The 13,503-nt window shown below is 56.2% G+C and carries 19 protein-coding genes; 1 reads left to right on the forward strand and 18 read right to left on the reverse strand.

Going from position 1 to position 13,503, the window contains the following annotated elements:
* Window positions 1-85: 85 nt before the first annotated feature.
* The gene (locus tag CEE69_RS14405) at window positions 86-310 is read right to left on the reverse strand and encodes a hypothetical protein (RefSeq protein WP_099261328.1); all 225 of its coding nucleotides are present in this window, start codon (window positions 308-310) and stop codon (window positions 86-88) included.
* 136 nt (window positions 311-446) lie between these two features.
* Here CEE69_RS14405 and CEE69_RS14410 point away from each other — a divergent pair, with 136 nt between their 5' ends.
* Window positions 447-956 (forward strand): hypothetical protein, encoded by a 510-nt coding sequence (locus CEE69_RS14410; protein WP_099261329.1) that lies wholly within the window; start codon window positions 447-449, stop codon window positions 954-956.
* Here the strand turns inward: CEE69_RS14410 and CEE69_RS14415 are convergent.
* The 17 genes from CEE69_RS14415 to CEE69_RS14495 form a co-directional block, all read right to left on the reverse strand.
* The gene (locus CEE69_RS14415; protein WP_099261445.1) at window positions 953-1,804 is read right to left on the reverse strand and encodes a DNA adenine methylase; all 852 of its coding nucleotides are present in this window, start codon (window positions 1,802-1,804) and stop codon (window positions 953-955) included. The genes CEE69_RS14410 and CEE69_RS14415 overlap by 4 nt on opposite strands.
* A gap of 172 nt (window positions 1,805-1,976) precedes the next feature.
* On the reverse strand, window positions 1,977-2,180 hold the full coding sequence (locus CEE69_RS14420; protein WP_099261330.1) for a hypothetical protein: 204 nt from the start codon (window positions 2,178-2,180) through the stop codon (window positions 1,977-1,979).
* Window position 2,181: 1 nt separating this feature from the next.
* Complete coding sequence (locus CEE69_RS14425) at window positions 2,182-2,589, reverse strand: MerR family transcriptional regulator (RefSeq protein WP_099261331.1); 408 nt, start codon at window positions 2,587-2,589, stop codon at window positions 2,182-2,184.
* Window positions 2,579-2,794 (reverse strand): hypothetical protein, encoded by a 216-nt coding sequence (locus CEE69_RS14430; RefSeq protein ID WP_099261332.1) that lies wholly within the window; start codon window positions 2,792-2,794, stop codon window positions 2,579-2,581. The genes CEE69_RS14425 and CEE69_RS14430 overlap by 11 nt, the downstream gene beginning before the upstream one ends.
* A 29-nt stretch (window positions 2,795-2,823) precedes the next feature.
* On the reverse strand, window positions 2,824-3,987 hold the full coding sequence (locus CEE69_RS14435; protein WP_099261333.1) for a helix-turn-helix transcriptional regulator: 1,164 nt from the start codon (window positions 3,985-3,987) through the stop codon (window positions 2,824-2,826).
* Entirely contained in the window at window positions 3,984-4,901 is a 918-nt protein-coding gene (locus CEE69_RS14440; protein WP_099261334.1) for a hypothetical protein, read from the reverse strand. The genes CEE69_RS14435 and CEE69_RS14440 overlap by 4 nt, the downstream gene beginning before the upstream one ends.
* A complete protein-coding gene (locus CEE69_RS14445; RefSeq protein WP_158231029.1) occupies window positions 4,898-6,379 on the reverse strand; it encodes a tyrosine-type recombinase/integrase in 1,482 nt (493 codons plus the stop codon). Before CEE69_RS14445 ends, CEE69_RS14440 begins: the two co-directional genes overlap by 4 nt.
* A complete protein-coding gene (locus CEE69_RS32520; RefSeq protein WP_158231030.1) occupies window positions 6,376-6,612 on the reverse strand; it encodes a hypothetical protein in 237 nt (78 codons plus the stop codon). The genes CEE69_RS14445 and CEE69_RS32520 overlap by 4 nt, the downstream gene beginning before the upstream one ends.
* 353 nt (window positions 6,613-6,965) lie before the next feature.
* Window positions 6,966-7,244, reverse strand: a complete 279-nt coding sequence (locus tag CEE69_RS14450; RefSeq protein WP_099261336.1) for a hypothetical protein — start codon at window positions 7,242-7,244, stop codon at window positions 6,966-6,968.
* A gap of 289 nt (window positions 7,245-7,533) precedes the next feature.
* Window positions 7,534-8,430 carry a coiled-coil domain-containing protein gene (locus CEE69_RS14455; RefSeq protein WP_099261337.1) on the reverse strand — a complete coding sequence of 299 codons (897 nt, stop codon included), beginning with the start codon at window positions 8,428-8,430 and terminating at the stop codon, window positions 7,534-7,536.
* Between the two features lie 122 nt (window positions 8,431-8,552).
* Complete coding sequence (locus CEE69_RS14460; protein WP_099261338.1) at window positions 8,553-9,785, reverse strand: phage major capsid protein; 1,233 nt, start codon at window positions 9,783-9,785, stop codon at window positions 8,553-8,555.
* A 218-nt stretch (window positions 9,786-10,003) separates the two neighbouring features.
* Complete coding sequence (locus CEE69_RS14465) at window positions 10,004-10,258, reverse strand: hypothetical protein (protein WP_099261339.1); 255 nt, start codon at window positions 10,256-10,258, stop codon at window positions 10,004-10,006.
* A 46-nt stretch (window positions 10,259-10,304) separates the two neighbouring features.
* Window positions 10,305-10,517, reverse strand: coding sequence for a hypothetical protein (locus tag CEE69_RS14470; RefSeq protein WP_099261340.1), 213 nt, complete (start codon window positions 10,515-10,517; stop codon window positions 10,305-10,307).
* A 10-nt stretch (window positions 10,518-10,527) separates the two neighbouring features.
* Complete coding sequence (locus CEE69_RS14475; protein ID WP_099261341.1) at window positions 10,528-10,752, reverse strand: hypothetical protein; 225 nt, start codon at window positions 10,750-10,752, stop codon at window positions 10,528-10,530.
* 303 nt (window positions 10,753-11,055) lie between these two features.
* The gene (locus tag CEE69_RS14485) at window positions 11,056-12,396 is read right to left on the reverse strand and encodes a replicative DNA helicase (protein ID WP_099261343.1); all 1,341 of its coding nucleotides are present in this window, start codon (window positions 12,394-12,396) and stop codon (window positions 11,056-11,058) included.
* Window positions 12,393-13,175, reverse strand: coding sequence for a phage replication protein (locus tag CEE69_RS14490; protein ID WP_233215234.1), 783 nt, complete (start codon window positions 13,173-13,175; stop codon window positions 12,393-12,395). Before CEE69_RS14490 ends, CEE69_RS14485 begins: the two co-directional genes overlap by 4 nt.
* Entirely contained in the window at window positions 13,172-13,414 is a 243-nt protein-coding gene (locus tag CEE69_RS14495) for a hypothetical protein (protein WP_099261344.1), read from the reverse strand. Before CEE69_RS14495 ends, CEE69_RS14490 begins: the two co-directional genes overlap by 4 nt.
* Window positions 13,415-13,503: the final 89 nt, after the last annotated feature.

A 13,503-nucleotide genomic window follows, 5' to 3' on the forward strand; every position in this document is an offset into this window, starting at 1 on the left:
AAGGGTCAGCCTCAAAAGCTTCAGGAGGACCCAAGCGGAGACCCACTGAACGCACTGACCAAATCTGCACGCCTCCGATCAAACGCTATGCGTCGGGATCTGCTTCGTGTGGTCGTGTGAAATCGTAAGCCTGCTTTCTCGCTCGCTGCATCAAGCGGATGCTCTCGAAACCCTTCTGAATCAGGAAATTCGCTTTCGCGGGATGGTTGATGTCTGACGGATTTTTGATCTCGGGGTGCAACGCCCAGAACTCTTCGTAGAGCTCTCTCGCTCGCTGCTCGTCTTCAGAGCTTAGTGACTGGCTTCCCATTTTCGATCCTGTCGTGTGTATGGACGGTCGTTCCCTGGCACATCAGAGCCCTGGAAAGTCTTAGAATGCATGCTCGGTTTGAGCAAGAGGGGGGCGTTCACTGCCCCGAGACGCAAGGTCTATTTACGCAATGAAAATGTATTTGGCAAACGAATTGAAGGCAGTCGGCTGCAAGGACGACCGCTCAACTTTCAACGACCGGCTGATTCAATTGCTGGCGAGCTCGTTCCCTGGAATGACGATCGACGATCTCGTTTGCACACCAGACAAATCACGAGTGTTTTGCAATGCGATTCGTGACGCGTCGGAAAGTCCCAAACTCACAAACAAGGTCATTTTAAAAGCACTGATGAACCTTCGTCGTGCCAAAAAATCCCCGACCGGATTGAAGACAAAAACGAGCAGGCAGTCGATTACCAAGCGTCTGAATCAAGTTGGTAGCGATTTGACACGGGAGCAGTTCATAACACTTGCCAATGACCTATTTGCGTCGATGTACAAAGACAGGACGTTTGATGAAGTCGCCTGCCATCCGAACGAGGCCAGTGATTTGGCAAACGTGGTTCGTCGAAAAGTGGGAATTGCTGAGCTAGACGACCACTTCATTCTTCGAGTGATAATGAACGTCCGTAAGGATGGTCCCTAGAAGTTCGTCCAAAGAGATTCCACCTTTATTGGTTTCGTCTTTTGTCCGCTGGCCTTGTTGTCGATTGCGATGTCCTCACGCCGCCAGCCATGCTGCTTCATTGCCGAATCGTAGATTGGGTCGTTGTAGCCGCTGAGGATGAACTTTCCCGAAGCGCTTCCCAACGAACAAAGCAAGGCCTCATGTTCGGCCTCTGACATTTCGCAAGCGTATGCATTGCCAACAACTCGGGTGCGTTGAACATAGGGCGGATCAACGTAAAACAGAGTGTGCACGCTGTCCTCTCGCTTGATCAACTTGGATGCGTCATCGTTCACAATGACGACCGATCGCAAACGTTGATGCGCGTCGCCTAGCCCGTCAACTGCTGACCACCACGATGACGCCTGCTCATTCATTCCGCGGCGGGTGCGGCTTCGCGACATAGTTGCGAAGTCCTTCCCGAGCCCCTGTCGAGACTGCCGGTAGCGGACGAAGAAAGCCACCGCTCGCTCAATCGGGCATTCCGACTGACAAGCCATCGCCGACTCCCATTCAACTTTTGAAAATGGGATCGCACTCACTTTTCGGCTGAATGTTGTAAACGACTCGTCGTCTTGCAGAGCTTTCCAGAAGTTTGTGAGCTCTCCATCGATGTCGTTGACAACTTCGCTATGTCCGTCGATTAGCTGAACCGGCTTTTGAAGCAAAACGGCTCCCCCACCAAAGTGCGTTTCGACGTAGTGTGTGTGTTTGGGGAATTTCGCAATAATCTTGCTTGCTAAGTAGTGCTTGCCACCGTGCCATTTGATAGGTGCGGAAACCCGATGACTTCGGGCCCGCGACTTCGTTTTCAGTTTCACGATCATGGTTTTCTCCTGAAAACAATCTTCGTCGATCGATCTTAATCGCGCAATGACCTGCCACGCTTTCCGCCACGACTTTTTACCGTTCATCGGCAAAGTAGACTTTGACGCTTAAAGAGAGTTTGCGACCAGGGAAAATTACTCGGCTGCCCGCGAGCGATCAGTCTCATTGATGCTAATTATTGGGGTCACTCATCCGCTCGATTGCTTCCCGGAACAATCGGCCGCTCACCGCAAGCAAACCATTTCCAAGGTCTGCGAAAGCGACGTTGGCACGAATGAACTCTTTTGCCCATCGCTCGCTCCGGTCCATGGCCTGGGCAATCTGTTTTTGAGTGTAAACGCTGTTGTCGTTGATCGGTGGAAGTGCCTTCGCCATCTCATGCGTCCCCTTTGCCGGTGTCTGCGTTTGAATCTTCGATCAAGTGCCGAACAACCGAGACCGTACAGTAGCGGCGGTGTCCTGCCCCAGTGCGTCGAACCTCGAGCGTCCCATCGTTTGCCATCCGTTTGAGCTTTGATTCTGAAACAGCCAAGTAGTCGGCCGTCTCTTTGCCCCCGCGGTGCTTCTCCGAGAGGAACTCCAAGTCGTCGGCTTCCAGCTTGCCCCGGTGCTCGGCAATGAATCGATCGGTCATCGACTTGGGCAGCGTCATGGAGGCCCTCACATTCAATTCGTTTTCCTTCTCGACCATTGCCACTTCAACGCGGCAATCGATCAAAGCCTTTTCAGCCGCGGCTTGTTGCTCCAATGCTTCGCGGTAGCGGGCGAGAAATTCACGGCTCATCGGTTCCGTCCCACGCTTCGAGTGCGAGGCGGAATTCGTAACCGGAAACAAGCGATTTCGCGCCGATCCGCTTCACGTTGCAACCGATCTTCTCACATGCGTTCTCACATGATCTCGCTTGCTTGTATCCGAGAATGACCGCCAGTGCCTTGGTGGTGTAAACCCGGTTGTCGTCGATGATGCCATCATGGTTGGTCGATGTCATGTCATTGGTCCTTTGGTTTGTGGTTGTGATCAATCGGCCAACACGTCGAACAGTTCGGCACGCTTTCGATCAAACGCTCGGGTGCCACGGTTGCCCGGTGGGATTCTTTGGAACACCGAGCTGGTTGGGGTGCGGACTCGGGGCTGATTTCCCGCGTCTTGTGTTTGGCGTCCTGTGTGCCCCGCTGTCGCACGTTCCCGGTTCTGTGGCTCATCAATCGCGGTCGGTGCTGAATCGCTGCGAGCGTTGACGGTGTGAGACGTATTTTTGCTCCGCTCCCGATCCAGTTCATCGAGACGCACCGCGGCGGCTTGTTCGGCGTCGGTTGCGAAGCGATCCAGGCCAGCGGCGGCCAACTTGCGGAACGTCAGCCCCTCGATAATGAACTCGGGCACGCCACGAGACTGCCCATCGCGCCGGACAGATTCGCGAACCTCGCTCGCTTCACGCTTGGCGGGTCCATCGATCCGATTGGCGGCACGCTGGGCGGCTTCGTGCTCTCCGAAGGGCGGCGGGGTTTTGCCTGTCAACCAGTTTGCAAGCTGGCCTGGCTCCCATCGCTGGGGCTCCCGATTGCCTCCTGCTTCGATGAACAACTCACGAACGAGCTCGATCGACCAACCAGACTGCCGAGCGGCATCGACTGCGACCGCTGCGGATTTCAATCCCCATCGAAACATCTCGGCCACCACCTCCGCCCATTCATCGGGGCGATTGGTGGGGGCGTTTGAAGTTGCGATTGATGGGGCGTTTCCCATGGCTTCTGGCCAAGACGATCTTGGCTCTGTGCCAAGTGCATCTTGGCTTGGTGCCAAGTCAGGATTGGCCTCGGGCCAAATTTGTGTTGGCTTGGTGCCATCATCGTCTTGGCATGCTGCAACACACTGAAAAACGGCGGTCCAGTTGATGTGGTGGTGATTCGGTGAATAGGGGTTCGGTCGCTCAATGGTGATTAGGTCCATCGACGTGAGCACCGACACCGCGCGGGATACGGTCGCCACGCTGCAGCCCACCTCCTCGGCAATGGTCGCTTGGCTGGCAAAGCACCCTTGATGCCCTGCCCGGTCGTCGATGATCCGCAGAACCATTTTGCACATGGAACCCGATACAGTTCGCCCGCGATGTTTGGCGGATGGAATCTTGATCTTCCGCAATGCTGCGAGCTGTTCGCCTCTGGTTTGCTGTTCGATCATTCTTCCACCTTCGCAATCACGGGGCGGTCAAACACGTAGTCGCGGACCAACTCGAAAGACTTGGTGCGGACGTTTTCAGCGTCATCGAAGAACGTCAGTTCAAACGCCAGCACGCCCGAAAGCATCGCGGCATAGATTCGCCTGCTGAATCGTCGTTGCGGTTCCATCGGTTCACACGGACCCCACACGGGAACCCCCGCGGACAACTGGCAAAGCTGCTCCGTCTGGCGAGCCAATCGGCCCGATACCATGCAATCCTGCCGGGTGTCCGCATGCACAATCTGGTTTCGGAGCGTTCGCAGCTTGGACGCAAACGAAAGCAGTCGATCATCAATCAGGGCTTCCCGGTGTGCCGCTTTGGTTCGCGTCATGAACTTGGCCGGCATCCGCTTCAAGTCGCGGCCATACAGTTCCACCATCTCCATCAATGCCTTGTCGATGCGAGCGGCGGCCACAACAACGGTCAATCGTGAATCGCATTCTTCGAGCTCTGACAATGACTCGATGGCGTTCAATGTCGTCGCGTCGTTTTGGTTGATGTTGCCGCGGTCAATCCCATCGGCAATGCAACCGAAGTGCGATAGCGGTGTGTAGACCTCGGACCAAACACGCCTGGCGATTTCTTCGATGGCGTATTGCTCTCGGGTGCCGAGCTCCGCTTCGATCGTGGCGAACGAAAGGTAGTCCGATTCCGATGACGCGATGAACGCCTCGTCAAGAATCGGTCCGCAAAGCTGGAAGTGAGCCCCCGAGTTGGAATCCCTCACGAACACAAACGTTTGCGTAAAAAGTGACTTGGCGAACGCGTCAACTGACTCGTGCGGGATGTTGTGAACGCAATCCAACAGCGTGCGAATCGGCCAAACCTTCTGACGACTCAACCAGTCGTTTAGGTGCGGGCTGACTGGGATCATGATGCACCCCCTTTGCCTTGTTGCTCCAAGAACGCACGGAATTGATCGACCATCGAGTCGGTCGCGTTCTTCTCGGCTGCGTCCGACTTCTGGCCATTTTGACCAGAAGCCCGAGGCGTTCCCTCCGTCGTTTTCGGGGCATCACTTTGATGGCCCGAAACATCGCGATCCGCACCCTTCTGGCCAATCCCCGGCACGATGTCCGCCGGATGAATTTCTTTGATCACCCTGGGGTCCAAGTAAGCCTCGGTGGTTCGTCGGTCGGAGTGCCCTAACAATGCGGTGGCGTTCCCTCCGGCAGCTTCGAAGTCACTGGCAGCCGAACGCCGGATCTTATGAAACTTGGTCCGCCGATTGGATGGCAAGCCAGCGTCTTCAATGCACTCCCCGAACTTTTTCCAGATGAATGTCTTGGCGTACGGCCATTCAAAAATGCGGCCAGTCGGTTGATACTGTCGGATCGCTTCGATTCGCTTTACGGTCTCGGGACGAAGCTTAAAACCCTTGTCGGCTTTTCCACCCTTTCGGTGTTCGCCGCGTACGATCAACCATCCGCTTTTGTCGATGTCGTCAAACGTGAGCTCCAGCACGGCTCCGATACGTTCTCCGGTGTCGTAGATGATGCTCACAAGGGCTGGCCAGAACTTTGACGCAGGCACTTTGCCGATGTCGCCGCGGTCGGATTCGCAAGCCTTCATCAACGCAACAAGCTGTTCGTCGCTCCACGCATCGGGAACACGCTTCGGGCAATTGATCGCGGGAATGTCCGGGAAGTCAGGTAACCAACCGCGGCGGGCTGCGAAGTTCCAGAACGCGGTCAGCTCGGTGCGCTCCTTCTCGATGGTGTGCGGGCTCAACTGGGTGTGCTCAAGCATCCATTGCAGGTAGCCGGCAACGGTCTTCGTGTTCAAGTCGCCAACCACCGGGGCCCTTCCGAGCCACTTGGTGAATGACCGGATCGTGTTCCGATAAAGCCGGATGGTGTTCGGACTCTTGCCGACCAGTCGTGCTGGAATGTATTCGCCATCCAGAAACGCCGTCAGTGTGAGGCTTTGTTCTGTGGAGCGGTCGCACTTCTTGACCGCCACCGCCTCGGGCATTGCGAGGTTCTGCCGGTTCTGAGTCCAATCAGTTTTTGTACCGGCGCGAACTTGTGAAAAGTCGTGCTGCTCTGCCCACCCGAGCGTGAACGCGACAAGGTTCCTGTCCTTGAACCATTCAAACCAAAGCCCGAGGGTATGGCCTCGAGCGTTTTGCCGCTTCAACCGCATGATGATCATCACAGCAACCTCGGGAGAGATGTCGGCCAGCTTCATGGGCCTCTGAACGATCTCGAAGAACATCTCCTCAATCATCACGCCAAGACGCTTGTTCCCACCGCCTCGCTTCTTGCGGTAGCTCAACTGGCCTTGGTCATCCATGCTGAAACTGTCGAGATTCCGGAGCGTCGGCTCGATCGTTTTGGGGTCGATGTTCATTCCGTCACCTCGCTGCCCGTCTTGGTGTTGTCCTTGAACCACTGAACCAAGTCGTCGCGATGAAACCACCGACCGCTTGGGAACGTTCGCCCTGGGATCTTGGTGCGATAGTCGCGTTCCCATGTGGACCACGCAAAGCCAAACGTTTTGCACACTTCGGCTTCATGGATGAAACCGGCCAAGCTCATCGGGTGATCTGGTCCGATGCTTGGGCTTTGTTGTTGCTTCGCCATTGGAAAGCCTTTCGCACACCGGGTTCGGTGCGCGCATGTCTCGGCCTAGACGCGATCGTTATCACAACTAGAAATGGGTCCGCTAGGTCCCACTTGCAAGCCAGCACCATCACCTAGCTTCCACCAATCAGGTCGCATCAAAAGTGAGGGTCTGCCCCGCGTCCAGGCCGAGAGATTCCTAGGGTTTGAAGTGAGCGGCATTCTCAGGCAACTAGGATCCTGAAAACGTTGTGGCCTACGTGAGGGTGATAATCCTCGGCCTACTGAGCCAACACTTTGCCGAATCTGGTTTGCCGTGTCAAGTTCGTTCCGCTCGGATTCCAGCTCACACGCACGCACGAGGTGCGACTCCATCACCCCAACGCCAACGGTTCCAACTCCAACGGAACCGCATCGCCGCGGCGTGATGTGTCCTCGACCACCACGGTCCCTTCGTACTTCGTCAGCCGCAACTCGAGCTTCGCCTCGGCATCGCGGCGAATCTGTTCGGGATTGCACTCGAATACTTTCGGCCGGCATCGTCGGCGTTTGATGTGATCGTCATCGGACCAAGTCGCTCGAATCATCGCGGTTTGCTCTGCGATCTCTTCGGGGCTTGGGAGGTAGATGGCCGTCTCGTCAGAATCGATCAACCCGCGTTCTCCTCTTTGTCCATGCGATCATGCAACTGCTGTGAGTGGAACTCGATGTGATCGTCATAGCAATCGAGACGATCACATCATTGTTCGGGTTTGCTTGATGGCTTCGCATTTGTCGGAAAGACGTTGCCGGATCATTCTCATAGAAGGATTCAAAAATAGCCCGCCGGGGCAGTTTCACCCGGCGGGCCACGCCGCCTCTGGGAACCGACCGAGGATTCAGTTCCCATCGACAACGCCCATCTGTTGCCCCGATGCCGGATAGCGGGGGCGATGGCGACGATTAAACGTTTGTGAGTTGTTTCAGCCGCTCGGCTGCGAGTTGATCGCGTTCATTGCTCAGTTCTGTGATTCGCAGGCGAACTTCCGCGACTCGAGCACCGAGGGCGTAGAGGCGTTTCTCGTTGGCCAAGTCACGCTGCAGTTCGGTTCGTTTGGGATAGAGCTTTCGAAGTGCAAAGACTTCGCGGGATCCGTCGTGAGTGCCTTTGCCCTCGAGTGCTTCGATCTGTGAAGTCACTTGGGCAAGTTCTTTGAACGTCTTGCCGTCCTCGATTGACGCACCGATGTATCGGTCTGGCAGAGTATTTCGACCGGCCTGAACTCGAACGTCGGCTTCTTGGCGAACGAGTTTGCGAATCTGATCTCGGATCTCTCGCTCACGTTGCGATGGGCCACCAGCCGCGGCAGATGCGATGCTGCGGTGCTTCTGGATTGTCCGCCGACGGTCTTCCGCTTCTCGCAACTCGGCTTGCAGCTGATCGCCCTTTGACCGCATGTCAGCGATCATCGATTGAAAGTCGGCTTCGTGTTGCTTGATGGCTTCGTTGATGTCTGCGATTGCCTGATTTGCTTCGGACTCGCCCGCCAACACTTCACGCGATTTCAAAAACTCGACTTTGCGGGCGACGTCGGCTTCAAGCTGTTCCATCGAGTAGCCCACTGCATCGCAAACGCTGCGAACGTTCGATGCGGTTGGCTGCTTCGCTTCGGGATTCACTTCGGCATCGGCCAAGGCATCGATCAACCCATCGAGTGAGTCGATTCGCTGGGCGTCTTCGGTGGCTTGCGATTCTCCAACCTTGCCAATGAGCTTTGCGAATCGACTCGACAACGTCGGCTTGGGTGTTGTTGGGGCGTGCTGGGTTTGTCCGTGATAGGTCTTTGTGGCAAGTGCCATGGCGTCATTCCTCGAGCGTGTAAATGGGCGTCTGTCACTGCCGCAAGCCCGCACCGACGAATCGGGAACGGGCTGCGGAGCTTCGAAGGCGGGAGGTAAAGCACCTTCAAAGTGGAGGGCGGCTAGGCGACTTGGTTTTTCACTGCGTATCGCCAGTTCTTGACGGCGGCCGCGATGCGTCCCTCGATCGAGACGTAGATCGTTTTGTTGCCTGGGTCATACCAACGTTCGCGGCGACCCTGAGTGCCGTAGCCCTTGAAGTAGCCTCGAACCACCGTTGCGGTGCGGAGACGGGTTGGGCTTCGCATGCCGTACCACGTCGATGCACTGACGCTGCGAAGTTCACTCTCAGGAACCACCGCCACTTCACCGCGGTACAAGCCAACTTCTGCCGTCGTCGATGCGACTTTGTTTTCGAGCCCATCGCGATTGAGCGGGAAGAAAGTGCGACGCGCGGCTTGGGCGGGTGCTCCGGTTGGTGTCAGGATCGTGTTGAGCGAGCCACGAACACGTTGCTGCGTCCCGATTCCGCCGATGTCGCTGTATAGCGTTTCCATCTCGCCCCACTCCGAATCCGATGGGACCGCACCACCGCTGCGGATGTTGTTGTTGGTCGCGGTGCCAACGTCGGGACGATCGGCGAACAAAGGGGAACCATCGAGCAAGTTCTCGTTCGACGTGAACCGATCCAGGACAAGCCGGTTTTGGGTGGTCTGCCAAGCTTCCTGCAGCCCCAGCATCCCTTCGGAGAAGGCGTTCATGTCGTCATCGGCGATCATCTTCGGCGTCCACCCGAATTTGTTCCCGAAGCGTCGGACGAACACGTAGGACAGAACTTCTTCTTCGAGCCCGATCTCTTTGAATTGCTCGGCGTCTTGCAGTTCGTCCAGCTCGTCAACCGTCCCGCGGTTGATCAGTGGCATGGGCTTGAAGTCAGTCAAAGCGTTCGGCATCAGGGCGGAGACTTGATCGAACGAGTAGTCCTCATCAAGCTCGACCGTATCCAGAAACTTGTTGGCCAGTCCGGACAAGATGTTTGGAAAGTCGCCGGGGGTGGCGTTTGGCGATCCACTGGCACCGATGTACCGTCGATCCTCGGTGGCTGCAAAGCTCGTAACGCGATCCAATCCCCCAAGTTGCATTGCACGTTCCGCGATCAACTCGGGGTTGCCGTAGATGTCAACTTGATGGCCGGCATGTTGCAGGCATTCGGCCGCGATCGCCCACAACGGTTTGTTGGCCATCGCCTCGGCACCCTTGGACAGCTCGAAAGTCGGCTTGTCGGTGGATCGATAAGCCAACGCGTCGATGGCATCGATTGCGAATTGTTCTTTCGGCTGAGTGGTTCCGAACATGCTTCTGGTCTCTTTCGTGGTGGAGTGAATGCGGGCCGTCAGACCGCTGTGAATCGTGTTTGTGAACGTCTTTGGCTTCGGTCAGTGCGTACCGGCCCCCCAGCCCCCCAAGCCCCAGATCCGAACGAACTTTCTCTATGCTTTCCGGGCCTGCGAACCGCAGAGAGAAGGCAAGAAAGTTCCAGGAGGACCCAAAGGGGGTGGGGGTGTCGCATCATTCAACCAACGGGCTCCAAGATGACTCGGCCGGCAGGCTGCCCAACCTCGATGTGATTGACATGAAACTTTGAGTCGCCGATCTGAATCGCGTCACCGACATAGTGAGCCACTTCATCGGCGTCACCGATCTCGATGAACGCGGCGGCGCGTTGCGATGGATACGAACCTTGCTTGTGCATTGCGGTTCGCACCACTCGGACGCTTTGAGATTCGATGTCGGCAGGTTGGCCGATGGTCAGTTCGATGGAGGACATTGCAAGTTCTTGGGTTGAAATGAAGGGGGTGGGTGTGACCGTTTCCTTATAGGTCGCGGCTGACGTCGCCTTGCGGCTTTTCGTGCTTTTGCCATCGGCCGCCCCGGAAGACTTCGAAAACTAAGCCTTGCTTTCCCGGTCGACCGATCGCATCGGGGCATTGACGAACATGGTCCACGCTGACCCCATAGGCCCTGGCTAAGTGTGGAGCGATGATGTCGACCGCCCGTTTCTGCATTTGTCGGTGCAAGTAATTCATTGGGTCGAACTCACTGGATCCCTTGGCGGTCCATTGTTGGGATGGTGTTCCCACTGCGTTCCCGCAACACGGCGGCAATGCGTTCAACGTCGTTGGGGTGGTAGTAGCCCACGCCGTTGAGTCGTTGCTGAGGGACGATGTTCAGTTGTTCGATGATGCTCATCAAACGAGTGACAGGCGTTTGGAATTGGCCGGCAATCCGGCCGACCGATGTCAGATCGATGTCATGCGGCATGTCATGGCCTTATGGTTCTTGGGTTGGATGCTTGAAGGATAGCGGCCTTCAAAATGTCCATTCCATTCTGTGGACTTCACTATGCGTATTCTCTTGAAGGTTCGATCACCACCAAGAAACAGTAGCCGCAAACCTTGCATTTGCTTTGCCTCTGATAGGTGTTGTCGCCCACTAGCCTCGCTCCTTGCATGGACTTGATCTTTGCCTCGCCACACGATGGGCAGGTTGGCTTTGTGACGAACACATAGCGGGGCTTCGGTTTCTTAGGCTTCATGCTTTGGCTCTCCGATGGATTGTTCATGGCTATGCATACCCCGCAAATTCTTGGTGGAAGTTCCCTGGCTCGAATTTGGTGAACTCGCCCACCAAACGCAGGTCAAAGAGCCCTGGTGAATCGTTCCGCCATTTCGGAACGACAAGTTCGTAGTCATCCACGGTTTCATTTGGTTGGTGCAAGAACAGCACCCCATCGGCATCCTGTTCAATGCTGCCGGAATCACGCAGATCAGATAGCCGCGGACGCCGGGCGGTCTTCTGCTGCTTCTCGTTGTCGCGATTCAACTGGGAAAGCAATAAGACGACGATTCCCAGTTCCCGAGCAAGCTGTTTGCATGCCTTGGAACATTCCGTCACTGTTTCGTAGTCCGATTGGCGGCGGTCGCTCTTGTGGATCAATTGGAGGTAGTCGATGGCAACCGCTTTGATGTCATGCTTTGCCTTCATCAGCCGAGCGATGGCCGCAATTCCTTCCATCGTGGCATGCCTACCTTTGGGGGCTTGGATGTTCATCAGTGAATGCTTGCAGTCATCAACCGCGTCTCGCAGGTCTGGCATTCGCTCGCCAGGGATTTGGCAAACACCCTGCTCATCAACTTCAAATAGCTTGCCGTCGATCCCGAGACGCTCTGATAGGATCCGTGCCGCGATCTCGTGCTCTTCCATCTCGAGACTGATCAAGAGCGTTGCCCGCCCTCGCAGATCCAAGGCATTGGCGATCTGCTTCATCAATGCCGACTTGCCTTTGCCGGGTCTCGCGGCAATGACATAGGATCCACCGGACCGGAACCCACCATAGGTGTCATCAATGCAATCGATTCCGCTTGGAAGCAATGGCCCCAGGCTGCTTCGCTCTGGGTGATCCAGAAGCTCGAGACGCATCTGGGCGGCTTCGTGCAACGTCATGCAGCCCCCGCCCTCGGATGCATCGGCGGCAACCTGGTCGATCTTCGCCCTCATCGTGCCGGCGAGCGTCATCGGGTCATTTTGCGGGCTCATCGCCTCATCAATCGCGGCGTTGGCAATCTCAATGATTCGCCTCGACTTGGCGCGGTCGGCGACAATCTGGGCATAGGCTCGCGCGTTTGCAACGCTTCCAACGGCGTTGCGAAGCTTTGCAAGATGGGCAGCACCACCAATCCGCTCGAATTCACCAACTTCACGAAGGTGAGAAACCAACAGAGTGATGTCGATAGGTCGCTGGTCGGCTCGCAAAAGCGCCATGGCATTGAAAAGGATCTGGTGAGCCTCAACGTAGAAGTCTTGGGCTCGCACGACTGGCGCGATCTCATCAATTACCGCAGGGCTCAAAACCATCGCCCCAAGCAATCCCATCTCGGCTTCGATGTCGTTGGGTAATTCGTTCATGCCGGCACCCTCAATCGCCGCTTGGGTTGCTTGCTTGGCCCCGTTGTCACCACGTGGGCTTTCATCGCGTTTGCGTGGAGCGTTGCGAACTGCTTCCGGAGCTTGTCCGGGCACCTCACGTTGATGCTCCAAAAGTCGTCTTGGTTGGCCCACTGAAACACGGACTTGATCTCCGCCGGGGAATGCCCCTCCTCTTCACGCATCAGACGAATTGTGTTTGCCCACTTGCTGAGATTCGGTTGTTTTGTCTTCGGAGCCACCGCCTTCACCAGCCCGAGCATCCACTCAGCCAATTCAAGATCAATCGCGTCGGCACGAAGTGCTGACTTCTTAGGGTTAGGGATAGGGTTAGAAGGCTTTCCGCTATGTGTTCCGCAATGCGTTCCGCTTCGTGTTCCAGATTCGGAATGCTTTCCGTTATCGGAATGCGTCGGCTCGATTGGAGCATCATCGAATTGAGAAACCGAATCCGGAATTGTCGTCCAATAGTGCCCCACGCTACGATCGTTCGTGCGGTCGTAAACCAACCAACCAGCCTTGATCGCGGCGTCTCGAGCGTTGTTGAGCTGCTTCGGACTTTTGAACCCGAGCACTTCCATCAACTGCGAATTCCAGAACCGCACCGGGCCCTGATACCTGGCCGCATCTTCGGTGTGGGCGATGTGAATCACCAGACAAACCGCCTGGTGCCCGATGGATTGGGCGGCGCACCCTTTGAACAGTAAACGGGTGATCCTGTGGGCGTGGTGTGATTGCCGCGGAGGGTAGTTCAGAGTCATTCTGGTCCCCCACCTTCCGCGTCGATCTTCTCCACGCCGAACAGCCAGTCCAGCCACTCGCCAATCATGTCCCACGCATCGAGCCAATCGCTTCGGCTCTGGAATTCGTTTGCCTTCGCTATGCGATTCACTTCGTCTTGGGATCGACCGCGAACGAAAAAGCAGTAGTTGAACCATCTCGCAAAATGTTCTTCTGACAATGATTCGGCGACCGAATCGGAAATGTCTTCGTATTTCACTTGCAGAGCCCTCCCGATGCATGCGGGATGACCAAGCGTCGGGCGTCGTCCCACACTTCGGCGGCGGTCAGGCCACGACGTTCAGCGAG

The sequence above is a fragment of the Rhodopirellula bahusiensis genome (genome assembly GCF_002727185.1).
GTDB lineage: Bacteria > Planctomycetota > Planctomycetia > Pirellulales > Pirellulaceae > Rhodopirellula > Rhodopirellula bahusiensis.

What these genes read in the sequence shown, in the direction of transcription:
- CEE69_RS14405 (WP_099261328.1), bottom strand. Translation starts at nt 310, where the DNA reads ATGGGAAGCCAGTCACTAAGCTCTGAAGACGAGCAGCGAGCGAGAGAG.
- CEE69_RS14410 (WP_099261329.1), top strand. Translation starts at nt 447, where the DNA reads ATGTATTTGGCAAACGAATTGAAGGCAGTCGGCTGCAAGGACGACCGC.
- CEE69_RS14415 (WP_099261445.1), bottom strand. Translation starts at nt 1,804, where the DNA reads ATGATCGTGAAACTGAAAACGAAGTCGCGGGCCCGAAGTCATCGGGTT.
- CEE69_RS14420 (WP_099261330.1), bottom strand. Translation starts at nt 2,180, where the DNA reads ATGGCGAAGGCACTTCCACCGATCAACGACAACAGCGTTTACACTCAA.
- CEE69_RS14425 (WP_099261331.1), bottom strand. Translation starts at nt 2,589, where the DNA reads ATGAGCCGTGAATTTCTCGCCCGCTACCGCGAAGCATTGGAGCAACAA.
- CEE69_RS14430 (WP_099261332.1), bottom strand. Translation starts at nt 2,794, where the DNA reads ATGACATCGACCAACCATGATGGCATCATCGACGACAACCGGGTTTAC.
- CEE69_RS14435 (WP_099261333.1), bottom strand. Translation starts at nt 3,987, where the DNA reads ATGATCGAACAGCAAACCAGAGGCGAACAGCTCGCAGCATTGCGGAAG.
- CEE69_RS14440 (WP_099261334.1), bottom strand. Translation starts at nt 4,901, where the DNA reads ATGATCCCAGTCAGCCCGCACCTAAACGACTGGTTGAGTCGTCAGAAG.
- CEE69_RS14445 (WP_158231029.1), bottom strand. Translation starts at nt 6,379, where the DNA reads ATGAACATCGACCCCAAAACGATCGAGCCGACGCTCCGGAATCTCGAC.
- CEE69_RS32520 (WP_158231030.1), bottom strand. Translation starts at nt 6,612, where the DNA reads ATGGCGAAGCAACAACAAAGCCCAAGCATCGGACCAGATCACCCGATG.
- CEE69_RS14455 (WP_099261337.1), bottom strand. Translation starts at nt 8,430, where the DNA reads ATGGCACTTGCCACAAAGACCTATCACGGACAAACCCAGCACGCCCCA.
- CEE69_RS14460 (WP_099261338.1), bottom strand. Translation starts at nt 9,785, where the DNA reads ATGTTCGGAACCACTCAGCCGAAAGAACAATTCGCAATCGATGCCATC.
- CEE69_RS14465 (WP_099261339.1), bottom strand. Translation starts at nt 10,258, where the DNA reads ATGTCCTCCATCGAACTGACCATCGGCCAACCTGCCGACATCGAATCT.
- CEE69_RS14470 (WP_099261340.1), bottom strand. Translation starts at nt 10,517, where the DNA reads ATGAATTACTTGCACCGACAAATGCAGAAACGGGCGGTCGACATCATC.
- CEE69_RS14475 (WP_099261341.1), bottom strand. Translation starts at nt 10,752, where the DNA reads ATGCCGCATGACATCGATCTGACATCGGTCGGCCGGATTGCCGGCCAA.
- CEE69_RS14485 (WP_099261343.1), bottom strand. Translation starts at nt 12,396, where the DNA reads ATGAACGAATTACCCAACGACATCGAAGCCGAGATGGGATTGCTTGGG.
- CEE69_RS14490 (WP_233215234.1), bottom strand. Translation starts at nt 13,175, where the DNA reads ATGACTCTGAACTACCCTCCGCGGCAATCACACCACGCCCACAGGATC.